At 63.6% G+C, this 26,685-nt stretch carries 25 protein-coding genes; 20 read left to right on the top strand and 5 right to left on the bottom strand.

Going from position 1 to position 26,685, the window contains the following annotated elements:
- Positions 1-414: a VOC family protein gene (locus tag LPA34_RS04135; protein ID WP_090532732.1), complete on the bottom strand. Its 414-nt coding sequence runs from the start codon at positions 412-414 to the stop codon at positions 1-3.
- On the bottom strand, positions 411-1,355 hold the full coding sequence (speE, locus tag LPA34_RS04130; RefSeq protein WP_228975215.1) for a polyamine aminopropyltransferase: 945 nt from the start codon (positions 1,353-1,355) through the stop codon (positions 411-413). Before speE ends, LPA34_RS04135 begins: the two co-directional genes overlap by 4 nt.
- 410 nt (positions 1,356-1,765) lie before the next feature.
- On the opposite strand from speE, the gene tkt reads away from it, so the two are divergent.
- Both tkt and gap read left to right on the top strand, forming a co-directional pair.
- Positions 1,766-3,784: a transketolase gene (gene tkt, locus LPA34_RS04125; RefSeq protein WP_228975213.1), complete on the top strand. Its 2,019-nt coding sequence runs from the start codon at positions 1,766-1,768 to the stop codon at positions 3,782-3,784.
- A gap of 102 nt (positions 3,785-3,886) precedes the next feature.
- Complete coding sequence (gap, locus tag LPA34_RS04120; RefSeq protein WP_228975211.1) at positions 3,887-4,897, top strand: type I glyceraldehyde-3-phosphate dehydrogenase; 1,011 nt, start codon at positions 3,887-3,889, stop codon at positions 4,895-4,897.
- 136 nt (positions 4,898-5,033) lie between these two features.
- On the opposite strand, the gene LPA34_RS04115 is transcribed toward gap, so the two are convergent.
- On the bottom strand, positions 5,034-5,723 hold the full coding sequence (locus LPA34_RS04115; protein ID WP_228975209.1) for a FadR/GntR family transcriptional regulator: 690 nt from the start codon (positions 5,721-5,723) through the stop codon (positions 5,034-5,036).
- A 227-nt stretch (positions 5,724-5,950) separates the two neighbouring features.
- On the opposite strand from LPA34_RS04115, the gene LPA34_RS04110 reads away from it, so the two are divergent.
- The 3 genes from LPA34_RS04110 to LPA34_RS04100 all read left to right on the top strand — a co-directional run bounded on the left by LPA34_RS04110 (position 5,951) and on the right by LPA34_RS04100 (position 8,888).
- Entirely contained in the window at positions 5,951-7,279 is a 1,329-nt protein-coding gene (locus LPA34_RS04110) for a C4-dicarboxylate transporter DctA (protein ID WP_228975207.1), read from the top strand.
- Between the two features lie 66 nt (positions 7,280-7,345).
- On the top strand, positions 7,346-8,356 hold the full coding sequence (gene alc, locus LPA34_RS04105) for an allantoicase (RefSeq protein ID WP_228975205.1): 1,011 nt from the start codon (positions 7,346-7,348) through the stop codon (positions 8,354-8,356).
- Between the two features lie 13 nt (positions 8,357-8,369).
- Positions 8,370-8,888, top strand: a complete 519-nt coding sequence (locus LPA34_RS04100; RefSeq protein ID WP_228975203.1) for an ureidoglycolate lyase — start codon at positions 8,370-8,372, stop codon at positions 8,886-8,888.
- Positions 8,889-9,010: 122 nt separating this feature from the next.
- On the opposite strand, the gene fur is transcribed toward LPA34_RS04100, so the two are convergent.
- Positions 9,011-9,439: a ferric iron uptake transcriptional regulator gene (gene fur / locus LPA34_RS04095; RefSeq protein ID WP_228975201.1), complete on the bottom strand. Its 429-nt coding sequence runs from the start codon at positions 9,437-9,439 to the stop codon at positions 9,011-9,013.
- Between the two features lie 153 nt (positions 9,440-9,592).
- Between fur and LPA34_RS04090 the strand changes: the two genes are divergently transcribed.
- The 9 genes from LPA34_RS04090 (at position 9,593) to LPA34_RS04050 (ending at position 19,481) form a co-directional block, all read left to right on the top strand.
- Positions 9,593-10,408 carry an outer membrane protein assembly factor BamE gene (locus tag LPA34_RS04090; protein ID WP_228975199.1) on the top strand — a complete coding sequence of 272 codons (816 nt, stop codon included), beginning with the start codon at positions 9,593-9,595 and terminating at the stop codon, positions 10,406-10,408.
- Between the two features lie 266 nt (positions 10,409-10,674).
- A complete protein-coding gene (gene dapB, locus LPA34_RS04085; RefSeq protein ID WP_228975198.1) occupies positions 10,675-11,472 on the top strand; it encodes a 4-hydroxy-tetrahydrodipicolinate reductase in 798 nt (265 codons plus the stop codon).
- A gap of 67 nt (positions 11,473-11,539) precedes the next feature.
- Positions 11,540-12,214: a MotA/TolQ/ExbB proton channel family protein gene (locus LPA34_RS04080; protein WP_228975195.1), complete on the top strand. Its 675-nt coding sequence runs from the start codon at positions 11,540-11,542 to the stop codon at positions 12,212-12,214.
- A 24-nt stretch (positions 12,215-12,238) separates the two neighbouring features.
- Positions 12,239-12,742 (top strand): ExbD/TolR family protein, encoded by a 504-nt coding sequence (locus LPA34_RS04075; RefSeq protein WP_228975323.1) that lies wholly within the window; start codon positions 12,239-12,241, stop codon positions 12,740-12,742.
- A 412-nt stretch (positions 12,743-13,154) separates the two neighbouring features.
- Positions 13,155-15,749: a leucine--tRNA ligase gene (gene leuS, locus LPA34_RS04070; protein ID WP_228975193.1), complete on the top strand. Its 2,595-nt coding sequence runs from the start codon at positions 13,155-13,157 to the stop codon at positions 15,747-15,749.
- Positions 15,750-15,831: 82 nt separating this feature from the next.
- Positions 15,832-16,383 (top strand): LPS-assembly lipoprotein LptE, encoded by a 552-nt coding sequence (locus tag LPA34_RS04065; RefSeq protein ID WP_228975191.1) that lies wholly within the window; start codon positions 15,832-15,834, stop codon positions 16,381-16,383.
- Between the two features lie 48 nt (positions 16,384-16,431).
- Positions 16,432-17,556 (top strand): DNA polymerase III subunit delta, encoded by a 1,125-nt coding sequence (holA, locus tag LPA34_RS04060; protein WP_228975188.1) that lies wholly within the window; start codon positions 16,432-16,434, stop codon positions 17,554-17,556.
- Positions 17,557-17,707: 151 nt separating this feature from the next.
- Complete coding sequence (locus LPA34_RS04055; protein WP_228975187.1) at positions 17,708-18,979, top strand: glutamate-5-semialdehyde dehydrogenase; 1,272 nt, start codon at positions 17,708-17,710, stop codon at positions 18,977-18,979.
- An 85-nt stretch (positions 18,980-19,064) separates the two neighbouring features.
- Positions 19,065-19,481: a CopD family protein gene (locus LPA34_RS04050; RefSeq protein ID WP_228975184.1), complete on the top strand. Its 417-nt coding sequence runs from the start codon at positions 19,065-19,067 to the stop codon at positions 19,479-19,481.
- Here the strand turns inward: LPA34_RS04050 and LPA34_RS04045 are convergent, their stop codons facing one another.
- Positions 19,482-20,366, bottom strand: coding sequence for a MurR/RpiR family transcriptional regulator (locus LPA34_RS04045; protein WP_228975183.1), 885 nt, complete (start codon positions 20,364-20,366; stop codon positions 19,482-19,484).
- Between the two features lie 295 nt (positions 20,367-20,661).
- Here LPA34_RS04045 and edd point away from each other — a divergent pair, with 295 nt between their 5' ends.
- The 6 genes from edd (at position 20,662) to LPA34_RS04015 (ending at position 26,683) form a co-directional block, all read left to right on the top strand.
- The gene (edd, locus tag LPA34_RS04040) at positions 20,662-22,524 is read left to right on the top strand and encodes a phosphogluconate dehydratase (RefSeq protein WP_228975180.1); all 1,863 of its coding nucleotides are present in this window, start codon (positions 20,662-20,664) and stop codon (positions 22,522-22,524) included.
- Positions 22,525-22,526: 2 nt separating this feature from the next.
- Entirely contained in the window at positions 22,527-23,168 is a 642-nt protein-coding gene (gene eda, locus LPA34_RS04035; RefSeq protein ID WP_090532900.1) for a bifunctional 4-hydroxy-2-oxoglutarate aldolase/2-dehydro-3-deoxy-phosphogluconate aldolase, read from the top strand.
- A 303-nt stretch (positions 23,169-23,471) separates the two neighbouring features.
- Positions 23,472-24,833 (top strand): GntP family permease, encoded by a 1,362-nt coding sequence (locus LPA34_RS04030; RefSeq protein WP_228975178.1) that lies wholly within the window; start codon positions 23,472-23,474, stop codon positions 24,831-24,833.
- A 14-nt stretch (positions 24,834-24,847) separates the two neighbouring features.
- Positions 24,848-25,342 carry a gluconokinase gene (locus tag LPA34_RS04025; RefSeq protein ID WP_228975176.1) on the top strand — a complete coding sequence of 165 codons (495 nt, stop codon included), beginning with the start codon at positions 24,848-24,850 and terminating at the stop codon, positions 25,340-25,342.
- A 434-nt stretch (positions 25,343-25,776) separates the two neighbouring features.
- The gene (locus LPA34_RS04020; protein ID WP_228975174.1) at positions 25,777-26,160 is read left to right on the top strand and encodes a hypothetical protein; all 384 of its coding nucleotides are present in this window, start codon (positions 25,777-25,779) and stop codon (positions 26,158-26,160) included.
- Positions 26,153-26,683, top strand: a complete 531-nt coding sequence (locus LPA34_RS04015) for a PAAR domain-containing protein (protein WP_267478131.1) — start codon at positions 26,153-26,155, stop codon at positions 26,681-26,683. The genes LPA34_RS04020 and LPA34_RS04015 overlap by 8 nt, the downstream gene beginning before the upstream one ends.
- The last annotated feature ends 2 nt before the right edge of the window (positions 26,684-26,685 follow it).

Below are 26,685 nucleotides of genomic sequence, written 5' to 3'. Positions count from 1 at the left end.
TTATGAAAGATGGCGCGCGAGCGCCCAGCGGTAGCCGTCGAGATCCTCGATCTGGGCGAAGCGGTCGCCCCAGAACTGGTCTTCCGGCTCGCTCAGCGACTTCGCTCCAGCAGCGATGGCGCGAGCATACACAGCGTCGACATCGTCGACATAGAGGTAGAACGATTGCGGCGCGATGGCGCCCGCGCTTTTCGGCGTCCTTGCCGTCGAACCGAATCCGCCTTCGGGCGCAAACATGACGATCAGCTGACCTTGATACGTCATCTCGACGTGCATGATCGCGCCGTCGTCGTTCACGCTGTCACGCACGGCGAAGCCGAACGCGGCTTCGAAAAATGCAATCGTGACGCGCGCGTCACGCACCGTCATATAAGGGGTCAACCAGGGCACACCGGCTGGGCGAGGGGCGGTCATGGATTTCTCCGTGGCGATTGATCGTCGGGCGAACAGGCTGCGCCGGGCAGACTCTCCGCTTCGCTCCGGCATAACGACGATGTGAGTAATGGCCCCAGTTTATCGCGCGCTGCGTGGGCTGCGGTGAAGAGGCTCGCGTGCACAGTTGCGTCATAGAAACGCAGACGTTCGATCTGGCGATCCGCAAGCCGTGTGCCGCAAGCTTCGATTGTGGCGGTTGCTGCGGGATCGAGCGTGTCGCTGGCAGTGGCCATCAGCCACTGCGATCCGTACAGCGGCACGAACGTGCCCATCGTGCGCACGACCCTGAATGCGGCACGCAGGTCGCGCAGCAGCGCTGCAATGCGCGGTGCGTGAAAATACGGCGAACCGAGATGGAGCGACAACACCGCGTCAGGTGTCATCAAGCGTTTGAGCGCTGTGTAAAAGGCAGTCGTGTAGAGACCGGCGGCGGGTGAGTCGGGCGGCGTCAGATCGAAGACGACGAGATCGAAGCGTTCACCGGCAGTTTCGACATAACGGGCGGCGTCGCCGATCACCAGTTCGACGCGCGGGTCGTCGAACGCTGCGCCATGCACTTCGGGCAGGTGCACGCGCGTGAGCCGCACGACTTCGGCGTCCAGTTCGGCGACCACGATCCGCCCGATTTCCCGGTGCCGCAGCAACTGGCGCGCGGCACCTCCATCGCCGCCGCCCAGCACCAGCGCCGCGCGTGGCGCCGGGTGCGTGAGCGCGGCGGGGTGAACCATGCATTCGTGATAGATGAATTCGTCTCCGGTCGAAGTCATCGGGCGGCCATCCAGCGTGAAAAGCCGGCCGAGTTGCGGCGTGTCCCACACCTCGATGTGCTGGAACGGCGAATCCACGCTGGCGAGGCGGCGCGCGCCAGGAAAGCCGTAGACCGCGTCGGGTGCAGGACGGAAGAGAAGCGGGGCGCTCACGGATGACAGGTGCGCCTCGCGGGCGCGGTGGGTCTCGATGGCCCGATTATAGAAGGACAGGCAGGGACCCGCGGCGAGGCCGATGCCCGTCCAGTGGCGCTATAGAAGGACAGGCGGATGCGCATCCAGTCGTGCCAGACGGCCCGCGCGCGCCGCGATGACGGCCGGTTTCCGGCTCCGAATCCTAAACAATCGCTGTGGTTGAACCCAAGCCGAAACTTGCCTCTCCTGGCCCCTTCAGGCCGGGTAAACGGTGACGATCTGCTAGAATGTGACGCTTTGCTGCCTTGTCCGTTTGCTCTGCCCGTTTCGCGTCTCCCGGCGCCGCATCGTGCGCCGGAGCATTCTGGCCGCCGAGCTTCCGGACCGCCCCTGCGCCCCGTTTTTTGGACTCGTTCTCCGGACTCGACATGACGACCCCGTCTCCCGCACCCACTTCCCAGATGGCCAACGCGATTCGCGCACTGGCCATGGATGCCGTTCAGAAAGCCAATTCCGGTCATCCGGGCATGCCGATGGGCATGGCCGAGATCGGCGTTGCGCTGTGGTCGCGCCATCTGCGCCACAACCCGAAGAATCCGCAATGGGCCGATCGCGACCGCTTCGTGCTGTCGAACGGTCACGGCTCGATGCTGCTGTATTCGCTGCTGCATCTGACCGGCTACGATCTGCCGATGGAAGAGCTGAAGAACTTCCGTCAGTTGCATTCGAAGACGCCGGGTCACCCGGAATACGGCATCACGCCGGGCGTCGAGACCACGACCGGCCCGCTCGGCCAGGGTCTGGCGAATGCAGTCGGCATGGCGCTCGCTGAATCGCTGCTCGCTAACGAATTCAACAAGCCCGACGCGAAGATCGTCGATCACCATACGTACGTGTTCGTCGGCGACGGCTGCCTGATGGAAGGCATCTCGCACGAAGCGTGCTCGCTGGCCGGCGTGCTGAAGCTGAACAAGCTGATTGCGTTCTACGACGACAACGGCATTTCGATCGATGGCGAAGTCATCCACTGGTTCCACGACGACACGCCAAAGCGCTTCGAAGCGTACGGCTGGAACGTGATTCCGGGCGTGATCGGCCACGACGTCGAAGCAGTCGATGCAGCCATCAAGAAGGCGAAGCTGTCCGACAGGCCGACGCTGATCTGCTGCAAGACCGTGATCGGCGAAGGCGCGCCGACCAAGGCCGGCAGCCACGACGCGCACGGCGCGCCGCTCGGCGACAAGGAAATCGCGGCCACGCGCGCGAAGATCGGCTGGAACTACGAGCCGTTCGTGATTCCGCCGGAAGTCTACGCAGCGTGGGACGCGAAGGAATCGGGCGCGAAGATCGAAGGCGAGTGGGACAAGGCGTTCGCCGCCTATCGCGCGAAGTATCCGCGGGAAGCCGCCGACTTCGAGCGCCGCATGGCGAAGCAACTACCGGCCGACTGGGCCGAAAAGGCGCAGGCGATCATCGCCGGCGCCAACGAACGGGCTGAAACCGTCGCGACCCGCAAGGCGTCGCAGCAGGCCATCGAAGGTTTGTCGGGTGTACTGCCGGAACTGCTGGGCGGCTCGGCCGACCTGACCGGCTCGAACCTGACGAACTGGAAGGCCGCGAAGCCGGTGCGCGTTGGCGAAAACGGCGCAGCCGGCAACTACGTGAACTACGGCGTGCGCGAATTCGGCATGAGCGCGGCGATCAACGGTATCGCGGTGCACGGCGGCTTCAAGCCGTTCGGCGGCACGTTCCTCACGTTCTCCGATTACAGCCGCAATGCGTTGCGCGTCGCCGCGCTGATGAAAGCACCGTCGATCTTCGTGTTCACGCACGATTCGATCGGCCTCGGCGAAGACGGCCCGACGCACCAGTCGATCGAGCACGTTTCGAGCTTGCGCCTGATTCCGCATCTGCAGGTGTGGCGTCCGGCGGATACCGTCGAAACGGCGGTGTCGTGGACGCAGGCCGTCGAGCATCACGGTCCGTCGTGCCTGATTTTCAGCCGCCAGAACCTCGCGTTTTCGGAACGCACGGATGCGCAGATCGCGAACATCGCGAAGGGCGGCTACGTGCTGCGCGACTGGAACGACGAGATCCCCGCGCGCAAGATCATCCTGATCGCGACGGGTTCGGAAGTCGAGTTGGCGTTGAAGGCAGTCGAGCCGCTGGCACAGGCCGGTATCGGGGCACGCGTGGTGTCGATGCCGTCCACGAACGTGTTCGACCAGCAGGACGCCGAATATCGTGAACGCGTGCTGCCGCAAGGCGTGCGCCGTGTCGCGATCGAAGCGGGTGTGACGGATTTCTGGCGCAAGTATGTCGGTCTCGAAGGCGGCGTGGTGGGCATCGACGTGTTTGGCGAGTCCGCACCGGCCAACGTGCTGTTCCCGTTCTTTGGCTTCACCGTCGACCACGTCGTGGAAACGGCGAAGAAGACTCTCGGCTGACGCTGGCGTTTCGTTTCGCCGCACGCGTACATGTTCGGCGCGGCGGCGAAACCCCCTTCGACGAACGTATTTTTTTAGCCATCAGGAATCAGGAGATAGACCATGACGATTCGCGTCGCAATCAACGGCTACGGCCGGATCGGCCGCAACACGCTGCGCGCCTTCTATGAAAACGGCAAGAAGCACGATCTCGAAATCGTCGCCATCAACGATCTGGGCGATGCGAACACGAACGCCCATCTGACGCAGTACGACACGGCACACGGCAAGTTCCCGGGCGAAGTGAAAGTCGACGGCGAAAATCTCGTCGTGAACGGCGACAGGATCCGCGTGCTGGCTGTCCGCAACCCGGCTGAACTGCCGTGGGCGGAACTGAAGGTCGACGTCGTGATGGAATGCACGGGCTTTTTCACGACGAAGGAAAAGGCCAGCGCGCACATCAAGGCTGGCGCGAAGAAGGTGATCATCTCGGCACCGGGCGGCAAGGATGTCGACGCGACGATCGTCTACGGCGTGAACCACCACGTGCTGAAGGCATCGGACACGGTCATCTCGAATGCATCGTGCACGACGAACTGCCTCGCACCGCTGGTGAAGCCGCTGAACGATAAAATCGGCCTCGAAAACGGCCTGATGACGACGATCCACGCCTACACGAACGACCAGGTGCTGACCGACGTGTATCACGAAGACCTGCGCCGCGCGCGCTCGGCCACGCACAGCCAGATTCCGACGAAGACGGGCGCTGCATCGGCGGTCGGCCTCGTGCTGCCGGAACTGAACGGCAAGCTGGATGGTTACGCGATCCGCGTGCCGACGATCAACGTGTCGATCGTCGACCTGTCGTTCATCGCAAAGCGCGACACGACCGTCGAGGAAGTGAACGCGATCATGAAGGAAGCGTCGGAAGGCGCGCTGAAGGGCATCCTCGGCTACAACGCCGCGCCGCTCGTTTCGATCGACTTCAACCACAACCCGGCTTCGTCGACGTTCGATTCGACGCTGACGAAGGTGTCGGGCCGTCTCGTGAAGGTGTCGAGCTGGTACGACAACGAATGGGGCTTCTCGAACCGCATGCTGGATACGGCTGTGGCGCTGGCTAACGCGAAGTAAAGCGGCGAAGTAAAACGCGAAGCAAAGCGCCAGGCGAAACGCGAAGTCAGTTGTCGCGTTACCCGGGCCAGACACGAAAAACCGCTCTTCGGAGCGGTTTTTTCATGGGTATTCGCGCACCGCTCGCGTCCCACGTTCACGGCGTCGGGAAATACACGCCGGCACGTCGCGCGGCGTTCGCGATATGCATTTCGATGGCCTTGCCGGCTGCGTCGGCATCGCGCGCCTTGAGCGCGTCGAGAATGGCGCGATGCTCGTGATACGTCGTCAGTACCAGCTCGCGCCGGTAGAAGGGCATGCGCTGGCTTTCCTTCATGATGTCCGCGCTATCGCGCAGGATCGATTCGATCGCCGCGTTGCCGGCAATGCTGACCATCCGCATATGGAATTCGAAGTCGAGTTGCGCTGCCTCGTCGAGCTCGGCTGCGGCCAGCGCGCCCTGCAGCGCGGCGATATTGTCCTCGAACCATTCGATGTCGCTGTCGCTGACCGCGAGCGCCGCCATGCGCGCGACAAAGCCTTCGAGCGCGAAACGCATCTGATACGTGTCCGGCAATGACGACTGCCCGGCAAAACGCCACGGATGTCCTCCGGCCTGTGCCTGCGTGCTTTCGACGTACACACCCTTGCCGGGTCTGATCGTCAGGAGGCCGAGCGCCTCGAGCGTCGACAACGCCTCGCGCAGCGAAGCACGGCTGATCGCCAGTTCCTCCGACAACTGCCGCTGCGCCGGCAAGAGACTCCCGACCGGATACGCACCGCCCTCGATCCGTTCGCGAATCGTGGCAATCGCGGCATCAGTGACAGTATGCGGAACGCTTTTCATCTGATTTTTCAGGGTATCCGTGGTCTGACCAGTATTGTAGTCCGTGCGAAGAACCGGCGCAGCGCGCATTTAAAACCTCCACATGGAAGGCAATAAAAGCCAGCCAGACCGCACGGGTAAACACCTGCACATCTTTCCTTGACTCAACTATATCGAATTCCTACTATTTGCCATAACAGTACTGGTCGGACCAGTATGAACAGTTGAACCGGAACCAGGAGAAAACCGTGTTGAAGTTTTTCAATTCGCTGTTTGGCCGGGTGGTGATCGCGCTGGTGGCGGGCATCGTGATCGGCGCGTTGTTTCCCCATTTCGCGCAGTCGTTGAGGCCGCTCGGCGACGGCTTCCTCAAGCTGATCAAGATGGTGATCGGTCCGATCGTGTTCTGCGTCGTCGTGGGCGGGATGGCGCATGCGGGCGACCTGAAGAAAGTAGGCCGCGTCGGCCTGAAGGCGGTGGTCTACTTCGAATTCATGACGACGATCGCGCTCCTGATCGGCGCGGTGCTGGCTTATGCGACGAGGCCCGGCGTCGGCATGAACATCGATCTGCATTCGCTCGATGCCGCGTCGCTCTCCACCTACACCGAGCACGCGAAGAGCCTGAAGGACACGGCCGCGTTTCTGCTGAAAATCATCCCCGAAACCGCCACCGATGCGTTCGCGAAGGGCGACATCCTGCAGATCCTCGTGTTCTCGGTGATGTTCGGCTCGGCGCTTTCGCTGCTCGGCGAAAAGGCGCAGCGGGTGGGCAGCCTGATCGACGAACTCGCGCAGGTCTTTTTCCGCGTGATGGGTTTCATCATCAAGCTCGCGCCGCTCGGCGTGCTCGGCGCGATTGCATTCACGACCGGCACCTATGGGGTCGAGTCGCTCAAGCAGCTCGGCATGCTGGTGATCGTGTTCTACGCGAGTTGCATCGTGTTCGTCGCGGTCGTGCTGGGCATCGTGATGCGGCTGGCGGGTTTCAACGTGTTCAAGCTGATCCGCTATTTGCGCGAGGAACTGTCGATCGTGCTGGGTACGGCTTCGTCGGATGCGGTGCTGCCGCAGGTCATGCGCAAGCTCGAATGGATGGGCGTGAAGGATTCGACCGTCGGTCTCGTGATTCCGACCGGCTATTCGTTCAACCTCGACGGCTTCTCGATCTATCTGACGCTCGCGGTGATCTTCATTGCGCAGGCGACGAATACGCCGCTGTCGATCCACGATCTGATCGTCGTGGTGCTGGTTTCGCTGGTGACGTCGAAGGGCGCGCACGGCATTCCGGGTTCCGCGATCGTGATTCTCGCCGCGACGCTTTCCGCGATTCCCGCGATTCCGGTGCTTGGCCTCGTGCTGATTCTGCCAGTCGACTGGTTCGTCGGGATCGCGCGTGCGCTGACCAATCTGATCGGCAACTGCGTGGCCACTGTTGTCGTGGCCGTGTGGGAAAACGATATCGACAAGGTCCGCGCGCGGCGCGTGCTGAATCAGGACGCCGAACTGCGGTTTGTTCCGGCTGGCGACGAAAGTGCCCAACCCGCCGTCACCGGCGCGCCGGCGCACGCAATCTGACAACGCCGGTGCGCTACGCAGCCGCCGGTTTTTACAACCCGATCCAGCAGACAGACAAACCCCATCATGGCTAATCCAGTTCTCGACCCTAATGCTCCCGCTTTCACGCGCCGCTATATGAATCTCGCCGATCCGCGTCTGGGTGCGAAGGCGCTCTTCGCCAGCGACGAATTCTTCGCGCCGAAGGAACGCATGCTCGATCCGCAGCCGGCGGTGTTCATCCCCGGCAAATATGATGACAACGGCAAATGGATGGACGGCTGGGAGACGCGCCGCAAGCGCACCACCGGTCACGATCACTGCGTGGTGCGGCTCGCGCGTCCGGGTGTCGTGCATGGCGTCGATCTCGATACGAGCCACTTCACGGGCAATTTTCCGCCGGCGGCTTCGATCGAGGCCTGTCACGTCGATGGCGAAACACCGCCGGATAACGCCGACTGGCAGACACTCGTGCCGGCAATGACATTGCAGGGCAATCAGCATCACTACGTCGAGGTGAGCGACGCGCGTGCGTTCACGCATCTGCGCGTGAATCTCTATCCGGACGGCGGCCTCGCGCGTCTGCGTGTGTACGGTCAACCGAAGCGCGACTGGAGCACCGTCGAACGCGGCGGCCTGATCGATCTCGCCGCGATCGAAAATGGCGCGTATCTGGTCGCTGCGAACAACCAGCATTTCGGGCCCGCGTCGACGATCCTGATGCCCGGGCGTGGCGTCAACATGGGCGATGGATGGGAGACGCGTCGTCGCCGTGAGCCGGGTAACGACTGGGCCATCGTCGCGCTCGCCCGGCCGGGGACGATCCGCCGCGTCGAAGTCGATACCGCGCATTTCAAGGGCAATTTCCCGGACCGCTGCTCGCTGCAGGCGGCGACGGTGGCGGGCGGCACCGACGATTCGCTCGTCACGCAGGCGATGTTCTGGCCGGTGCTGTTACCTGAGCAATCGCTGAAGATGGACCACGTCCACACTTTCAGCGAACAGCTCGCCGCGCTCGGGCCCGTGACGCACGTGCGTTTCAACATCTACCCGGACGGCGGTGTGTCGCGGCTGCGTCTGTGGGGCGAGATCGCATAACGGAGCGGCGGTCATGAAGACACTGCGAATAACCCGCCTGACGCGCGAAGCCTTCGCGCCGTTCGGCGACGTGATCGAACTGGACGGCGCCCGTCATTTCCCGATCAACGGCGGCACGACTGAACGCTTTCACGATCTGGCGACCGTCGACGTCTGCGGTGACGGCGGCCGGCCGTTGATCAACGTGTTTCGCGGGCAGCCGCGGGCGTGGCCGCTGGAGATCGCGATGATGGAGCGGCATCCGCTCGGCAGTCAGGCCTTCCTTCCGTTGAGCGACGCGTGCTACGTGATCGTCGTCGCGCCGGCGGGCGAGTTCGACGCAGCGCGGATGCGCGCCTTCTGGGCCGAAGGCGGGCAGGGCGTCAACTACGCGAAAGGTGTCTGGCACCATCCGCTGCTGGCGCTCGGACGCGTCAGCGATTTCGTGGTGATCGATCGCGGCGGCGAACAGCCCAATTGCGACGAGATCGCATTCACGGAGCCATGGCGGCTGGAAATGCAGGGCGAACGGATCGCGGAGACTGAAACCTGAGCATCGCACGCGGTTATGTAGTCGTGAAAAAGCCCGGTTGGCAGACATGCACAACCGGGCTTTTCGTTATCTTTGCGGTCTTTGTGGTCGCAGGCGCGGTGAACCAGACGCCTGCTGCCGGATCAGTGCTTGCGATGCGGGCAGTTTTCCTTTGTGCATCCGCCGTATAGTGCGAGCGCGTGCTCCTGCAACTTGAAGCCGCGCTCTTTCGCGATGGCTTGCTGGCGGCTTTCGATTTCGGGGTCGAAAAACTCCTCGACGATGCCGCAATCGAGGCACACGAGGTGATCGTGATGCGTCCCTTCGTTCAGCTCGAAGACCGCCTTGCCGGATTCGAAATTGCTGCGCGACAGCAGGCCGGCCTGCTCGAACTGCGTGAGCACGCGGTACACCGTGGCGAGCCCGATATCGAGTTCCTCGTGCAGCAGGTTGCGATAGACGTCTTCGGCGGTCAGGTGACGCACCGGGCTGTGCTGGAAGATTTCAAGAATTTTGAGGCGCGGTAGGGTCGCCTTAAGCCCGATGTTCTTGAGATCGGTTGGATTGGTCATGACGGCGAGTCCCTAGAGTACAATGCAGGGTTCTAATAGTAATGTGAATTGCTGTTCAGGTCATCTTCGACAGAAACTCGCGCGGCTTGCCAGCAAGCCCGCACGGTGAGTGAAATGATTTCAAAATCTCAATTGATCTACCGGGGGAGCCGCATGCGGGGTACCTTGATCGCTGCTGCGGCTGTAGCGGTTCTTGCTGGATGTTCCACATACGACAGCCTCACGCAGCGTATTGCGCAAAGCATCACGCCGTATCGGATTACCGTCGTGCAGGGCAACTTCGTTTCGAGCGAAGCAGCAGCGCAAATGAAGGTCGGCATGTCGCGCGCGGAAGTGCGCCAGCTGCTCGGCACGCCACTTCTGACCGATATGTTCCACGCCGACCGCTGGGACTATCTGTTCTATTTCAAGCGCGGCTCGACCTCGATCGTGCAGCAGCGTGACTTCATCGTGATGTTCGCGAATGATCGCGTCGCGAGCTGGTCGGGTGGCGAGGATCTGCCGTCTAACCTTGAACTGCTCGCCGATATCGATGGCGACCGCACCGGCAAGAAGGTCGCCGTCGCACCGGTCGTGGCGAGCGGCGCAACGGGCGCCAGTGCGCCGGTCACGGCGGCCGCCGCTTCGGCGCCGGTTACCGTCGACACGACGCGCTCGCCCGCTGCAACCGACGCGACCGCCGCAGCCGCGTTGCCTTCGACAGCTGCGAACGAGCAGGCCGCGCAAGCCGCGAACCGCGCGACCGAAGCCGTTCAGGCGCCGACAGGTAACACGACGCCTTCGGTGCGCGCGGGCACGCCGCCTTCGGCAGGTCTGCCGCCGAACACGGGTGCGCCCGCCGCGCCGCAATTCCAGTTCCACCGTCCGCCGCCGCCGGTCAACCCGAACGCGCCGTCCGAGAACCCGGTGGGTCCGGTCGGTCCGCAAAGCAACGCGCCGGCACCGGCATCGACGGGAACGGGCGGCTAGCCACACTGTCTGTCACTTTGCGGGCCGGGCCCGCGAAGTGAGCTTGCGTAAGCGTGAGTTTGTCTTGCGCGCGTGTGGGGTTTGCCGGGTTTGCCGGATGCAGGGCTTTGCAGCGGTGTCCCGCGCGGCCGGTGTCACGGGCATGAAGCAAGCTCGTAGCCGGGCCGCCAGCCTTTTCGCAGTTTTTCCGCGGTTCGATGGCATGGAGACGGCGGTTTTGTCCGTGATTTCCATGCGTCAGCCGTTCTGTTGCTCATGAGTTGCCGATGAAAATTGCCATTGCTGGAGCGTCGGGCCGGATGGGCCGCATGCTCATCGAAACCGTTCTGAACGACGCCGGCGCGACGCTCGCAGGCGCGCTCGTGCCAGCCGGCGACCCGCATCTGGGTCAGGATGCCGGCGCGTTCCTCGGTAAACCGACGGGCGTGCTGGTGACCGATGACATCGACCGCGTTTTCGCCGAAGCGGACTATCTGATCGACTTCACGCGTCCGGCGGGCACGATGGCGCACGTCGAAGCCGCGCTGCGTCACAACGTGAAACTCGTGATCGGCACGACCGGTTTCGACAACGCGCAGAAAGCGCAGCTGCGTGCCGCCGGCGAGAAGACGGGCGTCGTGTTCGCGGCGAACATGAGCGTCGGCGTGAACGTCACGCTGAAGCTGCTCGAATTCGCGGCGCGTCATTTCGCGACCGGCTACGACATCGAAATCATCGAGGCGCATCACCGGCACAAGGTCGACGCGCCGTCGGGCACCGCGCTCATGATGGGCGAGGTAATCGCCGGCGCGCTCGGCCGCGATCTCGACACGTGCGCGGTCTACGGCCGCGAAGGTGTGACGGGCGAGCGCGATCCGTCGACGATCGGTTTTTCCGCGATCCGTGGCGGCGACATTGTCGGCGACCACACGGTGCTCTTTGCCGGCATCGGCGAGCGGATCGAGATCACGCACAAATCGGCGAGCCGCCTGTCGTACGCGCAGGGCGCGCTGCGCGCGGTGCGCTTCCTCGAAGCTCACCCGAGCGGTTTCTTCGACATGCAGGACGTGCTCGGCCTGCGCTAAAACCTGCGTCATAGCACCCGCGTATTTTCCGGCAGTTCAACGTTCGAAAGTCCTGAAGCGAGGCTCGATGGCAAGCACCGGCATCCTCCACTATCTGCAGACTGGCGACGCAATTACACATGGCGTCGCGTGGCTGTTGCTGGCGATGTCGGTGGCGAGCTGGTGTTTCCTGATCGTGAAAAGCTGGGTGCTCGGCCGCGCGAAGCGTCAGGGGCCGCGCGCCATCGCGCTGTTCTGGCAGGCGCAGACGTTGTCGGACGGCGTCGCGGCAATCCGGATCGCGGATCGCGAACGCGTTTTCGCGCCGCTGGCCGAAGCCGCGCTGCACGCCGCCGAAGCCGACATGCCCGGCGCGCTGCTGGGTCAGGTCGAGCGCAGCGAGCGCGTGCTGCGCGCGCTGCGTCAGGCGCTCGCCGCGTCCCAGCGTCGTCTGGAATTCGGCCAGGTGCTGCTCGCTTCGGTCGGCAGCACGGCGCCTTTCGTCGGGCTGCTCGGCACCGTGTGGGGCATCTATCACGCGCTCGGCAGCATTGCCGCAAGCGGGCAGGCCATGATCGAAAACGTCGCCGGGCCGGTCGGCGAGGCGCTGATCATGACGGCGTTCGGCCTCGTCGTCGCGATTCCCGCCGTGCTCGCCTACAACGTGCTCGGACGTATGGTGCGCCAGTTGTCGGAGGAGCTCGACGGCTTCGCGCACGACCTGCACGCCTACGTGTGCGCGCCGGCCGCGAGCGGCGCCTGAACATCTTTCGCGGAGGTCATGGATATGGCGTTCGGCGGACTCGACAGAAAGCAGACCGCGGCACCGATGGCGGACATCAACATGACGCCGCTGATCGACGTGATGCTCGTGCTGCTCGTCATTTTCATCATCACCGCGCCGCTGTTCACGCACGCGATCAAGCTGGATTTGCCGAAAGTGGCGTCGGCGCCGTCGCGGCAGACGCCGCAGACTATCTCCCTTTCCATCGACGCCGCCGGCAAGCTCTACTGGGACAGCACGCCTGTCACGCTCGACCAGCTACGCGCGAGATTCGCCGAAGCCGGCAAGCGCGCGGACCAGCCCGAAATCCATCTGCGCGCCGACCGCTCGACGCGCTACGAAACGATTGCCCAGGTGATGGGCGCGGCACAGCAGGCCGGCCTTGAGCGGATCGGGTTCGTGACCGATCCGCCGCCGGCCACGCGGGGCAGCCCGGCTGCGACAGCCAGTTCGAGTTCGGGCGGTCCGGCTCCATCGCAGGCACCGGCCCGCCCGGCGAGCCAGTAGCGCCCGCTGCGCGCGCCCAGGAAACGTTACCCGCCACACGCACACCGCACACGCGACGGCAGGCGCAAACGCACCGCGTCAGTGTCCAGAAACGTCACTCGCCACGCAGGCAGTCAACGTGAGAGCGAACGCAAAAGCGCCGCGCAGGCGCCCGTGACACGTCTCCCGCCGCGCGTACCGCATACGCGACAGCGAGCGCCAGGGCAGACCCCGAACGGCAACCCGGCGCTTCCGGCTCGGCGCGCACCGCGCACGGCCCCAACCCGCCCGCGCAAATCGCACCGCCGCGGCCCCGGCCACCGCGCCGCCGGACGGTATAATCAGCCCTTTCCCCCGCAAGGGGGCGACCGATTCCATCAAGCAAAGCACCCGGCCCGGTGCGAAAGCACCGAACCAGCGACTCCACCACACCATGCACGAAAAATACGTTCCCTCCGACGTCGAATCCGCCGCGCAAGGGCAATGGCGCGTTTCCGACGCCTACCGGACGTCGGAAACCACCGACAAGCCCAAGTTCTACTGTGTCTCGATGCTGCCGTATCCGTCGGGCAAGCTGCACATGGGCCACGTGCGCAACTACACGATCAACGACGTGATGTACCGTTATCTGCGGATGAACGGTTACAACACGCTGATGCCGATGGGTTGGGACGCGTTCGGCATGCCCGCCGAAAACGCGGCGATCGCGAACAACGTGCCGCCGGCGAAGTGGACGTACGACAACATCGCGTACATGAAGAAGCAGATGCAGTCGATGGGTCTTGCGATCGACTGGTCGCGTGAAGTCGCCACCTGCAGCCCGGACTACTACAAGTGGAACCAGTGGCTCTTCCTGAAGATGCTCGAAAAGGGCATTGCGTACAAGAAGACCGGCACGGTGAACTGGGATCCGGTCGACCAGACCGTGCTCGCGAACGAGCAGGTGATCGACGGTCGCGGCTGGCGTTCGGGCGCGCTCGTCGAAAAGCGCGAAATCCCGATGTACTACATGCGCATCACGCAATACGCGGATGAACTTCTGAGCGACCTCGAAGGCCTCGGCTGGCCCGAGCGCGTGAAGGTGATGCAGCAGAACTGGATCGGCAAGAGCTTCGGCGTGAACTTCGGCTTCCCGTACGAGATCGACGGCGAAGCGAAACTGCTGCGCGTGTTCACGACGCGCGCCGACACGATCATGGGCGTCACGTTCTGCGCCGTCGCCGCCGAGCATCCGCTCGCAACGCGTCTCGCACAGGGTCGCCCGGAACTGCAGACGTTCATCGAGGAATGCAAGCGCGGCGGCGTGGCGGAAGCCGATGTCGCGACGATGGAAAAGAAAGGCATGGCAACGGACTTCTTCGTCACGCATCCGCTGACGCAGGAGAAGGTCGAAGTCTGGATCGGCAACTACGTGCTGATGAGCTACGGCGAAGGCGCCGTGATGGGCGTGCCGGCTCACGACGAGCGCGACTTCGCGTTCGCGAACAAATATGGCCTGCCGATCAGGCAGGTCGTGGCGGCGGAAGGCAAGACGTTCTCCACCGAAGCCTGGGCAGAGTGGTACGGCGACAAGGAAGGCGGCGTCTGCGTGAACAGCGGCAGGTACGACGGTCTCGGCTACGCGGCCGCTGTCGATGCGATCGCCGCCGACCTGAAAGCGCTCGACCTCGGCGACAAGCAGATCACATGGCGTCTGCGTGACTGGGGCATTTCGCGCCAGCGTTACTGGGGCACGCCGATTCCGATCATCCATTGCCCGAGCTGCGGCGACGTGCCGGTGCCGGAAAAGGATCTGCCCGTCGTGCTGCCCGAAGACCTCGTGCCGGACGGCACGGGCAATCCGCTCGCGAAGAGCGAAGCGTTCGTGAACTGCACGTGCCCGACGTGCGGCGCGGCCGCGAAGCGCGAAACCGACACGATGGACACGTTCGTCGATTCGTCGTGGTACTTCTACCGCTACGCCGCGCCGGACGCGAAGACGATGGTCGACGCGCGCACCGATTACTGGATGCCGATGGACCAGTACATCGGCGGCATCGAGCACGCGATTCTTCACCTGTTGTATTCGCGTTTCTGGGCGAAGGTGATGCGCGACATGGGCCTCGTGAAGTTCGGCGAGCCGGCGAAGAACCTGCTCACGCAGGGCATGGTACTGAACGAAACCTACTATCGCGAAAGCGATGCGGGCAAGAAGACCTGGTACAACCCGGCCGACGTCATCGTCTCGTTTGACGACAAGGGTCGTCCGGTGGGCGCGGTGCTGATCGCCGACGGCCAGCCGGTCGTGCTCGGCGGCGTCGAGAAGATGTCGAAGTCGAAGAACAACGGCGTCGATCCGCAGGTGCTGATCGACCAGTATGGCGCCGATACGGCACGCCTCTTCGTGATGTTCGCGGCGCCGCCAGAACAGCAGCTCGAGTGGTCGGGTTCGGGTGTGGAAGGCGCGAGCCGCTTTCTGCGTCGTCTGTGGACGTTCGGTCACGCGAACCAGGCGGCACTGGCCCGGCGCGCATCGTTCGACGTCGCGAAGCTCTCCGACACCGACAAGGTGCTGCGTCGCGAGATCTACAGCGTGCTGAAGCAGGCGGACTACGATTACCAGCGTCTGCAGTACAACACGGTGGTGTCGGCGGCGATGAAGATGCTCAACGCCATCGAGAGTGCGAAGGGCGCGACGCCTGCCGTGCTGCGCGAAACCTGCGGCGTGCTGCTGCGCGTGCTGTATCCGGTCGTGCCGCACGCGACGTTCCAGTTGTGGCAGGAACTCGGTTACGCCTACGAAGCCGGCACGCTCCTCGATGCGCCGTGGCCGAAGGTCGACGAACAGGCACTGGAGCAGTCGGAGATCGAACTCGTGCTGCAGGTGAACGGCAAGGTGCGTGGCGCGCTGACAGTAGCGAAAGACGCTGCGCGCGAAACGATCGAACAGGCGGCGCTCGCACATGAGATGTTCGCGAGATTCGGCGAAGGCAAGCCGCCGAAGAAGATCGTCGTCGTGCCGGGCCGTCTCGTCAACGTCGTCGTTTAACGGAAAGCAGCGGAGTGAACGGGATGCCGGCAACGCGTGTAGACGCCAGTCCTGTTCGTCGCTGGGTATTCAGGGAGCCAATGTGACTCGCAGATCGTTCTTGACGCTCGCGTGTGGTGTGATGGTGTTGTCCGCATGCGGCTTCCAGCTGCGCGGCCAGCAGAATTACGCATTCAAGCGCCTCAACATCACGGGCGCGCCGGCTGCGATTAGCGCGCGGCTGACCCGGATGATCGAAGGCGGCAGCGATACCGTGGTCGTCAACGCGGCAACCAGCGCGGACGCCGTGCTGCGGATGTCCGAAGGACGTGGCAGCAGCGTGCTCACGCTGAACTCGCTGGGCGTCGTCGAAGAGTACCAACTGAATTACTCGCTGAACTACACGCTCATTGGCGCGGACGGCACCTTGCTGATTCCGCCGAGTTCGATCGCGCTGAATCGCGCGATGACGTATAGCGACCAGTTCTCGCAGGCAAAGGGCGCCGAAGCCGACATCCTGTTCGCCGACATGCAGAACGACGCGGTCGACCAGCTGACGCGTCGTCTCGCGGTGGTCCGCTCGCTGCATCCGGCGCCGGGTGAGGAAGCGCCGGCCGTCGCGCCGCGTGCGCCGTTGCCGCCGCCGCCGCTGTGATCCGTCTCCAGTGACCCGTCTCTACCCTGTGCAACCGTAGCCAGCCCTATGCAACTGCGACTTGACGCGCTCGAACCGCACCTCGCGAAAGGCCTCGCTGGCCTGTATGTCGTGTATGGCGACGAGCATCTGCTCGCGCAGGAAGCGTGCGACCGCATTCGCGCGACGGCGCGAGCGGCCGGTTTCACCGACCGCTCGGTGTTCACCGTCGAGCGGGGTTTCGACTGGAGTTCGCTGCTGGGCGCGAGCCAGTCGATGTCGCTGTTCGGCGACCGCCAGCTGGTCGAGTTGCGCATTCCGTCGGGCAAGCCGGGCAAGGAAGGCGCGGACGCGCTCAAGACGCTCGCCGCCGCGGTGAATTCCGATGTCCTGACGCTGGTGACGTTGCCGCGTCTCGATGCCGCCACGCAGAAGTCGGCGTGGTTCACCGCACTCGCCGATGCGGGCGTCGCGCTGAAGATCGATCCCGTCGAGCGCGCCCAGTTGCCGGCGTGGGTCGGACAGCGGCTCGCACAGCAGGGTCAGCGCGTTGCCGCGGGCGAAGAGGGGCGCCGCGCGCTGCAGTTTATCGCCGAGCGTGTCGAGGGCAATCTGCTCGCCGCGCATCAGGAAATCCAGAAGCTTGGTCTGCTGTATCCGCAAGGCGTGTTGAGCTTCGAGCAGATCCATGACGCGGTGCTGAACGTCGCACGTTACGACGTTTTCAAGCTGAACGAAGCGATGCTCGCGGGCGACGTCAGCCGGCTCTCGCGCATGCTCGACGGGCTGCGCGGCGAAGGCGAGGCTGCCGTGCTCGTGCTGTGGGCCGTCGTCGAGGAAGTGCGGACACTGTTGCGCATCAAGCGCGGCGTCGAGACAGGCAAGCCGCTCGCGGTCCTGCTGCGCGAAAATCGCGTGTGGGGGCCGCGCGAGCGGCTCGTCGGACCGGCGCTGTCGCGTGTCACGGAGGCCGCGCTCGAAAAAGGTCTCGCGCTGGCTGCGCGGCTCGACCGTCAGGTGAAGGGTCTGTCCGGCGGCACGCCAGGCGATCATCGCCACGATCCGCCGCCTGATCCGTGGAGCGGGCTTTTCGAACTGGCGATGACGGTTGCCTCTCCAGCGAAATCCGCGCCGGGCGCGGCGGCCATGCCGGTGACACCAGCACCAGGCCGGCCAGCCTTGCGGCCACGCTGATATCGCCAGCCAGCGTCCGGGTGTCCGGTAACGGACGCACCTTCAGCAAAGCCGCCGCCACCGACTTACAATCGACGCATCTTTTCCGCCAATCCAGCTATTCCTGTCTGCGCGCCGCGCGTGAGTCAGGCGCGACACCAAGAGAACGACGATGGACATCACCCAGTACATGACCGACCTCGGCCGCCGCGCACGACACGCATCGCGTGCGATGGCGCGCGCCTCGACGGCTGCGAAGAACGCCGCGCTGGAAGCGGTGGCGAACGCCATCGAACGCGATGCGGCAACGCTGAAAGCCGCGAACGCGCGTGACGTCGCGAAGGCGCGCGAAAAAGGCCACGACGCCGCGTTCATCGACCGCCTCATGCTCTCCGACAAGGCGATGAAGACCATGGTCGACGGCCTGCGCCAGGTCGCGGGGCTGCCGGATCCGATCGGTGAAATCAGCAATCTCAAGTACCGTCCGAGCGGCATTCAGGTCGGCCAGATGCGCGTACCGCTGGGTGTGATCGGCATCATCTACGAATCGCGTCCGAACGTGACGATCGACGCCGCCGCGTTGTGCCTGAAGTCCGGCAACGCCACGATCCTGCGCGGCGGCTCCGAAGCGCTCGAATGCAACACCGCGCTCGCGAAGCTGATCGGCGAAGGGCTGGAAGCGGCCGGCCTGCCGCAGGACGCGGTGCAGGTCGTGGGTACGTCGGACCGCGCGGCGGTCGGCGTGCTGATCACGATGACGGAATACGTCGACGTGATCGTGCCGCGCGGCGGCAAGAGCCTGATCGCGCGCCTGATGGAAGAAGCGCGCGTGCCGATGATCAAGCACCTGGATGGCATCTGTCATGTCTACGTCGACGACCGCGCGGATATCGCGAAAGCGCTGACCGTCTGCGACAACGCCAAGACGCATCGCTACGGCACGTGCAACACAATGGAAACGCTCGTGGTCGCGCGCGGCATCGCGAATGAAGTGCTGCCGCCGCTCGGCAAGCTGTATCGCGGCAAGGAGGTCGAGCTGCGCGTCGATCCGGAGGCGCGCGCGGTGCTGGAGGCGGCGGGCGTCGGTCCGCTCGTCGACGCTACCGAGGAAGACTGGCGCACCGAATATCTCGCGCCCGTGCTGGCGATCAGGGTCGTCGATGGCATCGATGCGGCGATCGGGCACATCAACGAATACAGCTCGGCTCACACGGATGCAATCGTCACCGAAGATCATGACCGCGCGATGCGTTTCCTGCGCGAAGTCGATTCGGCGAGCGTGATGGTCAACGCGTCGACGCGTTTCGCGGATGGCTTCGAGTTCGGCCTCGGCGCGGAAATCGGCATCTCGAACGACAAGCTGCACGCACGCGGACCGGTCGGGCTGGACGGGCTGACGTCGATGAAATACGTCGTGTTCGGGCATGGGGAAGGGCGTCAGTAAATAGTCACTGAGCGCGCCAGCCGAGGCGCGCTTCGCCCCTTCGCCATCAAGACGATCACAAACAACAAATCGCAAAGGACCGCCGATGCTCTGGGTGAAGACGTTTCACATCGTACTGGTTGCGGCCTGGTTTGCCGGGCTGTTTTATCTTCCGCGCATCTTCGTGAATCTGGCGATGGAAACGGACCCCGCAGCGGTCAAGCGGCTCCTGATCATGGCGCGCAAGCTGTTTCGTTTCATGACGCTGATCGCCGTGCCCGCGCTTGCATGCGGGTTGTGGTTGTGGCTCGCGGTCGGCATCGGGCGCGGGCAGGGCTGGATTCACGCGAAGGTCGGCGTGGTTGTGCTGCTCGTCGTCTATCACCTGTATTGCGGCGTCCTGCTGCGCACGTTCGAGCGCGGCCAGAACAAACGTTCGGACCGGTGGTACCGGATGTTCAACGAACTCCCGGTCCTCGGCCTGCTCGCCGCTGTGGCGCTCGTCGTGATCAAGCCGTTCTGATCAACGTTTCGCGGTGTTCGCCGCGGATTTATCCGTGCCCGCGGCGGCGTCCTCGATCCGGCGTCGCCGCAATATGTCCTTCGCCTCAGCGAGCTTGCCGAGCAGTTCCGGCCCAAGCCTGAGCGCCACCCCCACCGCCAGAATGTCGCCGATCGCGAGATGCGAGACGCGCGACGTCATCGGCGAAAAGATATCCGTGTCTTCATCCACATTCGCGTACAGCCCGATCGTGGAAAGGCGCGCGAGCGGCGAATTGCCGTGCGTGATCGCGATCACCTTCGCGCCGGCGGCCAGCGCCGACCGCGCTGCATCGACGATATCGCGCGTGCGCCCGGTATTTGAAATCGCGACCACGACGTCGCCCTTGCCCAGCAGCGCCGCCGACATCAGGAACGTATGCGGGTCCGAATACGCGACGCTCGGCACGCCGAGGCGGAAAAACTTGTGCTGCACGTCGAGCGCCGCGATGCCCGAGCCGCCCGCGCCGTAGAACTCGATGCGTCGCGCGTCGGCGAGAAGCGCGATCGCCGCCGCCACGCTATCCGACGACAGGTTGTTGCGCACCTGGATCAGCGCGCCGATCGTCCGGTCGAGCACCTTGGCGGCGACGCCCGGTGCCGGCTCGTCCGCGCGCACGTCGCGGTAGACCGCGGGCACCTCGGCGGCGATGCCCTGTGCCAGCCGGATCTTGAACTCCCTGAAACCCGAAAAACCGAGCGCACGACAGAAACGCGCGATCGTCGGCTGGCTCACGCCCGCGCGCGCCGCTACTTCCGTCATCGACAGATCGAGCACCTCGCGAGGCGCCTCGATCACGTAGTCGGCCAGCTTGCGCTCGGACGGACGCAGCTGGTCGCGCATGGCCTCCACCTGGGACAGCATCATCGGAAAACTCGCACTATGCTGAAGAATGCGTGGACTATAGCCGATCGCGCGGATATGTACAAAAACTACATATCGTGCTGTAGGTGTAATCCCTATGTTTAGTGTGATTTTGTCTTAAGTGCCGTATGGAAAGGCTCTCATGGCGATTTGGGTATCTTGAAATGTGAGTCGTCAGGTCGTTGCGATTGTGTAGTTTTTCTACTAACATCGCATTGTCGGCTGCGAAAGCCGTCCCCCGCGATATCAATCTGGCGCCGCGTGCGAGCCCCGCGCAGCCAGCGACGAAGGAGCTTCGATGGTTTCCCCGCATCCGCAATTGACGAAGGTCACGCAACGCGTGATCGAACGCAGCAAGCCCAGCCGTGATGCCTATCTGGCGCGCATCGACCGCGCGCAGGGGCAGTTTCCGGCCCGCGGCGCGCTGTCGTGCGCGAACCTCGCTCACGGCTTCGCCGGCCTCGAGGGTAAAGAGAAGCTCGCCATCAAGACAATCCGCGAGCCGAATATCGGCATCGTTTCGTCGTATAACGAGATGCTGTCGGCGCACGCGCCGTACAAGAATTTCCCCGACATCATCAAGGCGGCCGCGCGTGAAAACGGCGGCGTCGCGCAGTTCGCGGGCGGCGTGCCGGCCATGTGCGATGGCGTGACGCAAGGCAACGCGGGCATGGAACTGTCGCTCTTTTCGCGCGAAGTGATCGCGATGAGCACGGCCGTCGCGCTCACGCACAACATGTTCGACGCGGCGCTGTGCCTCGGCGTGTGCGACAAGATCGTGCCGGGTCTGCTGATCGGCGCACTGCAGTTCGGCCATCTGCCGACGATCTTCGTGCCGGCCGGCCCGATGACGAGCGGCCTCTCGAACGACGACAAGGCGAAGATCCGCCAGAAATTCGCCTGCGGCGAAGTGGGCCGCGATGCGCTGCTCGAAGCGGAGGCGGCCGCGTATCACGGCCACGGCACCTGCACGTTCTACGGCACGGCGAACAGCAACCAGATGCTGATGGAAGTGATGGGCCTGCACCTGCCGGGCTCGGCGTTCGTGCATCCGCACACGCCGCTGCGCGATGCGCTCACCGCGCAGGCCGCGCGCCGCGTGCTCGACCTCACGGCCGAACGCGGCAACTACACGCCGATCGGCCACGTCATCGATGAAAAGGCGATCGTCAACGGGATCGTCGGTCTGCTGGCAACCGGTGGCTCGACGAACCATACGCTGCATCTGGTCGCGATCGCGCGTGCCGCAGGCATCGTGATCGACTGGGACGACTTCGACACGCTGTCGCAGGCGGTTCCGCTGCTCGCCAGGGTCTACCCGAACGGTAAGGCTGACGTGAACCACTTCGACGCGGCCGGCGGCATGGCGTTCCTGATCCGCAACCTGCTCGAAGACGGTCTGATGCACGAAGACGTCAATACCGTTGCCGGCCGTGGCCTGTCGCATTACACAGAAGAGCCGAAACTGATCGACGGCAAGCTGACGTGGGTGCCGGGTGCCGCGCAAAGCCACGACACCAACGTGCTGCGCGGCATCAAGGAGCCGTTCCAGCCGGATGGCGGCCTGCGTCTGATGAAGGGCAGGCTCGGTCGCGGTGTCATCAAGATTTCGGCGGTTGCGGCGCAGCATCGCAAGGTGAAGGCGCCGGCCATCGTGTTCGATTCGCAGGAAGCCGTGCAGGAAGCGTTCGACCGGGGCGAGCTGAAGCGCGATTTCGTGGCCGTCGTGCGCTTCCAGGGCGCGCGCGCAAACGGCATGCCCGAACTGCATCGTTTGACGCCGCTGCTCGGCGTGTTGCAGGATCAGGGTTTCCACGTCGCGCTCGTGACCGACGGACGGATGTCAGGCGCATCGGGCAAGGTCCCGGCGGTCATCCACATATCGCCGGAAGCGTTGCTGCAAGGGCCGATCGGCAAGGTACAGACAGGCGATACGATCGTCATCGACGCGGAAGCGGGCGTGCTCGACGTCGAGATCGATGCAGCCACATGGGCGGCGCGTGCGGTCGCGCAGCCGGCGCATCAGGCGGAAAACGAAGTCGGCTTTGGCCGCGAGCTGTTCGGCGTCTTCCGTGCTTCGGCGGCGCCGGCGGAGCTTGGCGCATCGGTGTTCGGCCCGATGGTCGGTGAAATCCACGAATTGCAGAAACAGGGAGCATGAACATGACGCAAAAGACAGTGAGCGAAATCGTCCGCCTGGGTCCGGTCATTCCGGTTCTGGCGTTCGATTCGGTCGAACAGGGCGAGAACGTGTCGCGTGCGCTGCACGCCGGCGGCGTCAAGGTGCTCGAAATCACGCTGCGCACGGATGCCGGCCTGAAGGCGATCGAGCGCGCGAGCCAGCTGGCGGAGGACATCGTCGTCGGCGTGGGTACGATCACGCGGCCGGAGCAGTGCGCGAAGGCGAAGAAAGCGGGCGCGACGTTCGGCGTCTCGCCGGGCCTCACGAAAGAGATGCACCAGGCCGCGCAGGACGCCGGCCTGCCGCTGCTGCCGGGCGTGATGACGCCGACGGACATCATCGTCGCGCTGGAACTCGGCTATGAGATCGTCAAGTTCTTCCCGGCGCAGCAGGCCGGCGGCGTGCCGATGCTGCAGGCGTTCAGCGGTCCGTTCCCGACGCTGAAGTTCTGCCCGACGGGCGGTATCACCGCGGAAACCGCGACGCATTTCCTGTCGCTGCCGAACGTGGTGTGCGTCGGCGGTTCGTGGCTCACGCCGAAGTCGGCGCTGGCCGCCCAGAACTGGGACGAAGTCACGCGCCTCGCACGTGCGGCAAGCCAGCTGGCCGCGCCTTCGCACTGAGCCTGAGCGGATCGTCTTACGCACGCCGCAGCATGCAAAAGACTTTGCACGAAGCATGCGCGCACGGGTTTCGCCAGAGAAGCCTCGTTGAAACGGTCTGACGACCGTGACATTGAGGCTTCTTTTTTGCATTCAGGATTTCCTGTCACGGGCGCCATCTACTACAGTCCAGTACAGAAAACTTCAACTGACAGTAAAATCCAGCGTCCGCGCGGACGGCTTCGACTGCCGCCGCGTCCGGCTATCAACCCGGGTGCCAGCGGCATGTTGCATCCATACGAATAAACAACAAGGAGGAGCTTCATGGAAGCGGTCCACGGCAGCATGCTGCTGATTTACGCGCTGATCGCGATTGCAGTACTGATCCTGATGATCACGCGTTTCAAGGTCTATCCGTTTCTCGTCCTGATCATCGTTTCACTGCTGCTCGGCCTCGCGGTCGGCATGCCGATGGACACGATCGTCAAGGCGTTCGAGACCGGCAACGGCAACACATTGGGTCACATCGCGATCGTCGTCGGCCTCGGCACGATGCTCGGCAAGATGATGGCCGAGTCGGGCGGCGCGGAACGCATCGCGACCACGCTGATCGACAAGTTCGGTGAGAAGAACATTCACTGGGCGATGATGGTCGTCGCGATCATCGTCGGCTTGCCGGTGTTCTTCGAAGTCGGCTTCGTGCTGCTGATCCCGATCGCGTTCAACGTCGCGAAGCGCACCGGCAAATCGCTGCTGCTGATCGGCCTGCCGATGGTCGCGGGCCTTTCGGTCGTGCACGGCCTGATTCCGCCGCACCCCGCCGCGTTGCTCGCCGTGCAGGCGTATCACGCGGATATCGGCAAGACCATTGCGTACGGGCTGATCGTCGGCGTGCCGACGGCAATCGTCGCCGGTCCGCTGTTCGCGCTGCTGATCAGCAAGTACATCAAGCTGCCGGAGAACAATCCGCTCGCCGCGCAGTTCGTCCACGACGAATCGGCCGATGAAAAGCGCGACCTGCCGGGCTTCGGCATCACGCTCTTCACGATCCTGCTGCCGGTGATCCTGATGCTGATCGGCAGCTGGGCCGATCTCGTGTTCGCGCCCAAAACGGTGCCGAACAGCCTGCTGCATTTTGTCGGCAACTCGGATGTGGCGCTGCTGATCGCGGTGCTCGTCAGCTTCTGGACGTTCGGTGCGAAGCGCGGCTTCAACCGTGAACAGATCCAGAAGTTCTGCGGCGACTGTCTCGCGCCGATCGCGGGCATTACGCTGATCGTCGGCGCGGGTGGCGGCTTTGGCCGGGTGCTGATCGAGAGCGGCATCTCGAAGCAGATCGTCGATTCGGCGACGTCGGCGCATCTGTCGCCGTTGCTGCTCGGCTGGTTCGTCGCCGCGCTGATCCGTCTTGCGACGGGTTCGGCGACGGTCGCGATGACGACCGCCTGCGGCATCGTCGCACCGATCGCGGCGGCCGGTGTCGCGCAGGTCAAGCCCGAACTGCTGGTGCTGGCGACGGGCTCGGGTTCGCTGATTTTCTCGCACGTGAATGACGGCGGCTTCTGGCTGGTGAAGGAATACTTCGGCATGACGGTGGTCCAGACGTTCAAGACATGGTCGCTGTGCGAAACCATCATTTCGCTGATGGGCCTGGGCTTGACGTTCGCGCTCGCGGCGGTACTGTAAGCAAGGAGTTTTTGATGATTCTGATCGCGATGGGTGTGTCGGGCGCGGGCAAAACGCGGATCGGCGAGTTGCTCGCCGAGCGCCTGCACTGCGACTTCACGGATGGCGACGCGTTTCACAGCGAAGCCAACAAGGAGAAGATGCATCACGGCATCCCGTTGACGGACGAAGACCGCTGGCCGTGGCTGCGCACGATTCGCGCGGCGATCGAGAAAGAGCAGCGCGCGGGCGTGGCTGCGGTGTTCACGTGCTCGTCGCTGAAGCGCTCGTATCGCGACATTTTGCGTGACGGTGACAAGGACGTGTGCTTCGTCTATCTGAAGGGGTCGCGCGAAGTGCTGGAAGAGCGGTTGCAGACGCGTACCGGGCACTTCTTCGATCCATCGCTGTTGCAGAGTCAGCTCGATACGCTCGAAGAGCCGGGTGAGGATGAGGCGATCACGGTGAGTATCGAACTCACGCCGGAACAGATCGTCGATGAGGTGCTGAGGCAGGTTGAGGGGCGCTGATTTTCTGGCGTGTGGTGGATGTGAAAAAGGCGCCTTTGGCGCTTGCGCCGTTCAGTTAAGGTTTTCCGAAGGTACTGAGCGGAGTAACGCAAAGGGCGGAATTTGACGACCCGGTCGCTTGAGTGACCGGGTCGTTTTTTTATGTGCCCCCGGCATGGGTGCGATCCTGGAGGTCCAGGTTCTCCCATAAGCTGACCAACGCGAACGAAGTGAAGCGCAACTGCGTGAAGGTGACTGAACGTGGGGAGGAGGCGTGGACAAATGGTTGCCCCGTATCAAAAAAGCGACTTGCCGTTCGAGTAGCTACCCCGCTTTTCGAACTTGTCTGATTCGCTTGTTCTTTCTGCTTGTTGAGAGTGTTGGCGGGGATTGCGGCGCGCCGATTGTCTGGCGCGGAGGATCGACTGCGCTATCCCATTCTGACAGGAGACTTCATGATGCCGGAACAGCAGAAAAACGAAACCACGTATCTTTTTCGCACCGGAGGCTGGCGTACTGAGCGCGGCGGGAGCGCCACGCAGGCATGCAGTAGATTAACGGTTGACGGGTTGAATTTGGCCCGCGTCGGTGAAAAGGCGACTCGCGAGGTCGGCAGCAAGGCGGTCGTCATTGATGGACCGGTTTCCTCCGCAACCTGCATTACCGGGCTGCTCGCGCAGGTCGGTTCCCGTCTGAGCAATGACGAGACGATCGCGCAAACACTGCAGGACAGCCACGACATATCGGTTCGCGACGGCGAACTCTTTCCAGGCCTTTTTGAGCCGGTCTATATGCCGTCTCTGAATACTGACGTGGACAGAGGGCCCAACCATGCGTAAGGCGGCGGTACGGGATGGTGACTCGACGACAACGGGTGGTCGCGTCATGGGCTCCTCAAAGGGGTATACCGATCACGGCAAAAAGCTCGCGCTGGATGGCGACGTGGCGACGTGCAACAACTGCACGGGAACCCACAGAATATTTGGAACCGGCAAGGGAATATCCGACAAGGGGCGCGACGTTGTCGTTGACGGTGATTCGGTACTCTGTCCGTGCGGGAAGAACCGGGTGATCGTAGGCAGTAATCCTGGATACTTTCTCAATTCCAACCGCGGATTTACGGGTGCTAGCAGTGTGGTGAGCGCGGCCCAATCAGCCCTCGCAAAAGGCGCATCCGTTGCGTCCTATGATGACCAGTTCATCCTGCGAGATATCGACGGGCACGCCCTTACAAACACGGCGTATGCGCTGCGACGGGAAACCGGTGGATTTGAATACGGTGAAACGGACGAGAAAGGATATACGCATTTGCTTTCGTCAATTGCCGCCGCTGAGAACATACACGTTTATCTTGCAGGATAGCC

Source organism: Paraburkholderia gardini, from assembly GCF_907164575.1.
In the GTDB taxonomy this organism is placed as follows: Bacteria; Pseudomonadota; Gammaproteobacteria; order Burkholderiales; family Burkholderiaceae; genus Paraburkholderia; species Paraburkholderia gardini.
This window is presented reverse-complemented; position numbering and strand designations above follow the sequence as displayed.

Excerpts from the sequence above, each read along its gene's own strand:
- LPA34_RS04135 (WP_090532732.1), bottom strand. The coding sequence starts at position 414 with ATGACCGCCCCTCGCCCAGCCGGTGTGCCCTGGTTGACCCCTTATATG.
- tkt (WP_228975213.1), top strand. The coding sequence starts at position 1,766 with ATGACGACCCCGTCTCCCGCACCCACTTCCCAGATGGCCAACGCGATT.
- gap (WP_228975211.1), top strand. The coding sequence starts at position 3,887 with ATGACGATTCGCGTCGCAATCAACGGCTACGGCCGGATCGGCCGCAAC.
- LPA34_RS04115 (WP_228975209.1), bottom strand. The coding sequence starts at position 5,723 with ATGAAAAGCGTTCCGCATACTGTCACTGATGCCGCGATTGCCACGATT.
- alc (WP_228975205.1), top strand. The coding sequence starts at position 7,346 with ATGGCTAATCCAGTTCTCGACCCTAATGCTCCCGCTTTCACGCGCCGC.
- LPA34_RS04100 (WP_228975203.1), top strand. The coding sequence starts at position 8,370 with ATGAAGACACTGCGAATAACCCGCCTGACGCGCGAAGCCTTCGCGCCG.
- fur (WP_228975201.1), bottom strand. The coding sequence starts at position 9,439 with ATGACCAATCCAACCGATCTCAAGAACATCGGGCTTAAGGCGACCCTA.
- LPA34_RS04090 (WP_228975199.1), top strand. The coding sequence starts at position 9,593 with ATGCGGGGTACCTTGATCGCTGCTGCGGCTGTAGCGGTTCTTGCTGGA.
- dapB (WP_228975198.1), top strand. The coding sequence starts at position 10,675 with ATGAAAATTGCCATTGCTGGAGCGTCGGGCCGGATGGGCCGCATGCTC.
- LPA34_RS04080 (WP_228975195.1), top strand. The coding sequence starts at position 11,540 with ATGGCAAGCACCGGCATCCTCCACTATCTGCAGACTGGCGACGCAATT.
- LPA34_RS04075 (WP_228975323.1), top strand. The coding sequence starts at position 12,239 with ATGGCGTTCGGCGGACTCGACAGAAAGCAGACCGCGGCACCGATGGCG.
- leuS (WP_228975193.1), top strand. The coding sequence starts at position 13,155 with ATGCACGAAAAATACGTTCCCTCCGACGTCGAATCCGCCGCGCAAGGG.
- holA (WP_228975188.1), top strand. The coding sequence starts at position 16,432 with ATGCAACTGCGACTTGACGCGCTCGAACCGCACCTCGCGAAAGGCCTC.
- LPA34_RS04055 (WP_228975187.1), top strand. The coding sequence starts at position 17,708 with ATGGACATCACCCAGTACATGACCGACCTCGGCCGCCGCGCACGACAC.
- LPA34_RS04050 (WP_228975184.1), top strand. The coding sequence starts at position 19,065 with ATGCTCTGGGTGAAGACGTTTCACATCGTACTGGTTGCGGCCTGGTTT.
- LPA34_RS04045 (WP_228975183.1), bottom strand. The coding sequence starts at position 20,366 with ATGATGCTGTCCCAGGTGGAGGCCATGCGCGACCAGCTGCGTCCGTCC.
- edd (WP_228975180.1), top strand. The coding sequence starts at position 20,662 with ATGGTTTCCCCGCATCCGCAATTGACGAAGGTCACGCAACGCGTGATC.
- eda (WP_090532900.1), top strand. The coding sequence starts at position 22,527 with ATGACGCAAAAGACAGTGAGCGAAATCGTCCGCCTGGGTCCGGTCATT.
- LPA34_RS04030 (WP_228975178.1), top strand. The coding sequence starts at position 23,472 with ATGGAAGCGGTCCACGGCAGCATGCTGCTGATTTACGCGCTGATCGCG.
- LPA34_RS04025 (WP_228975176.1), top strand. The coding sequence starts at position 24,848 with ATGATTCTGATCGCGATGGGTGTGTCGGGCGCGGGCAAAACGCGGATC.
- LPA34_RS04020 (WP_228975174.1), top strand. The coding sequence starts at position 25,777 with ATGATGCCGGAACAGCAGAAAAACGAAACCACGTATCTTTTTCGCACC.
- LPA34_RS04015 (WP_267478131.1), top strand. The coding sequence starts at position 26,153 with ATGCGTAAGGCGGCGGTACGGGATGGTGACTCGACGACAACGGGTGGT.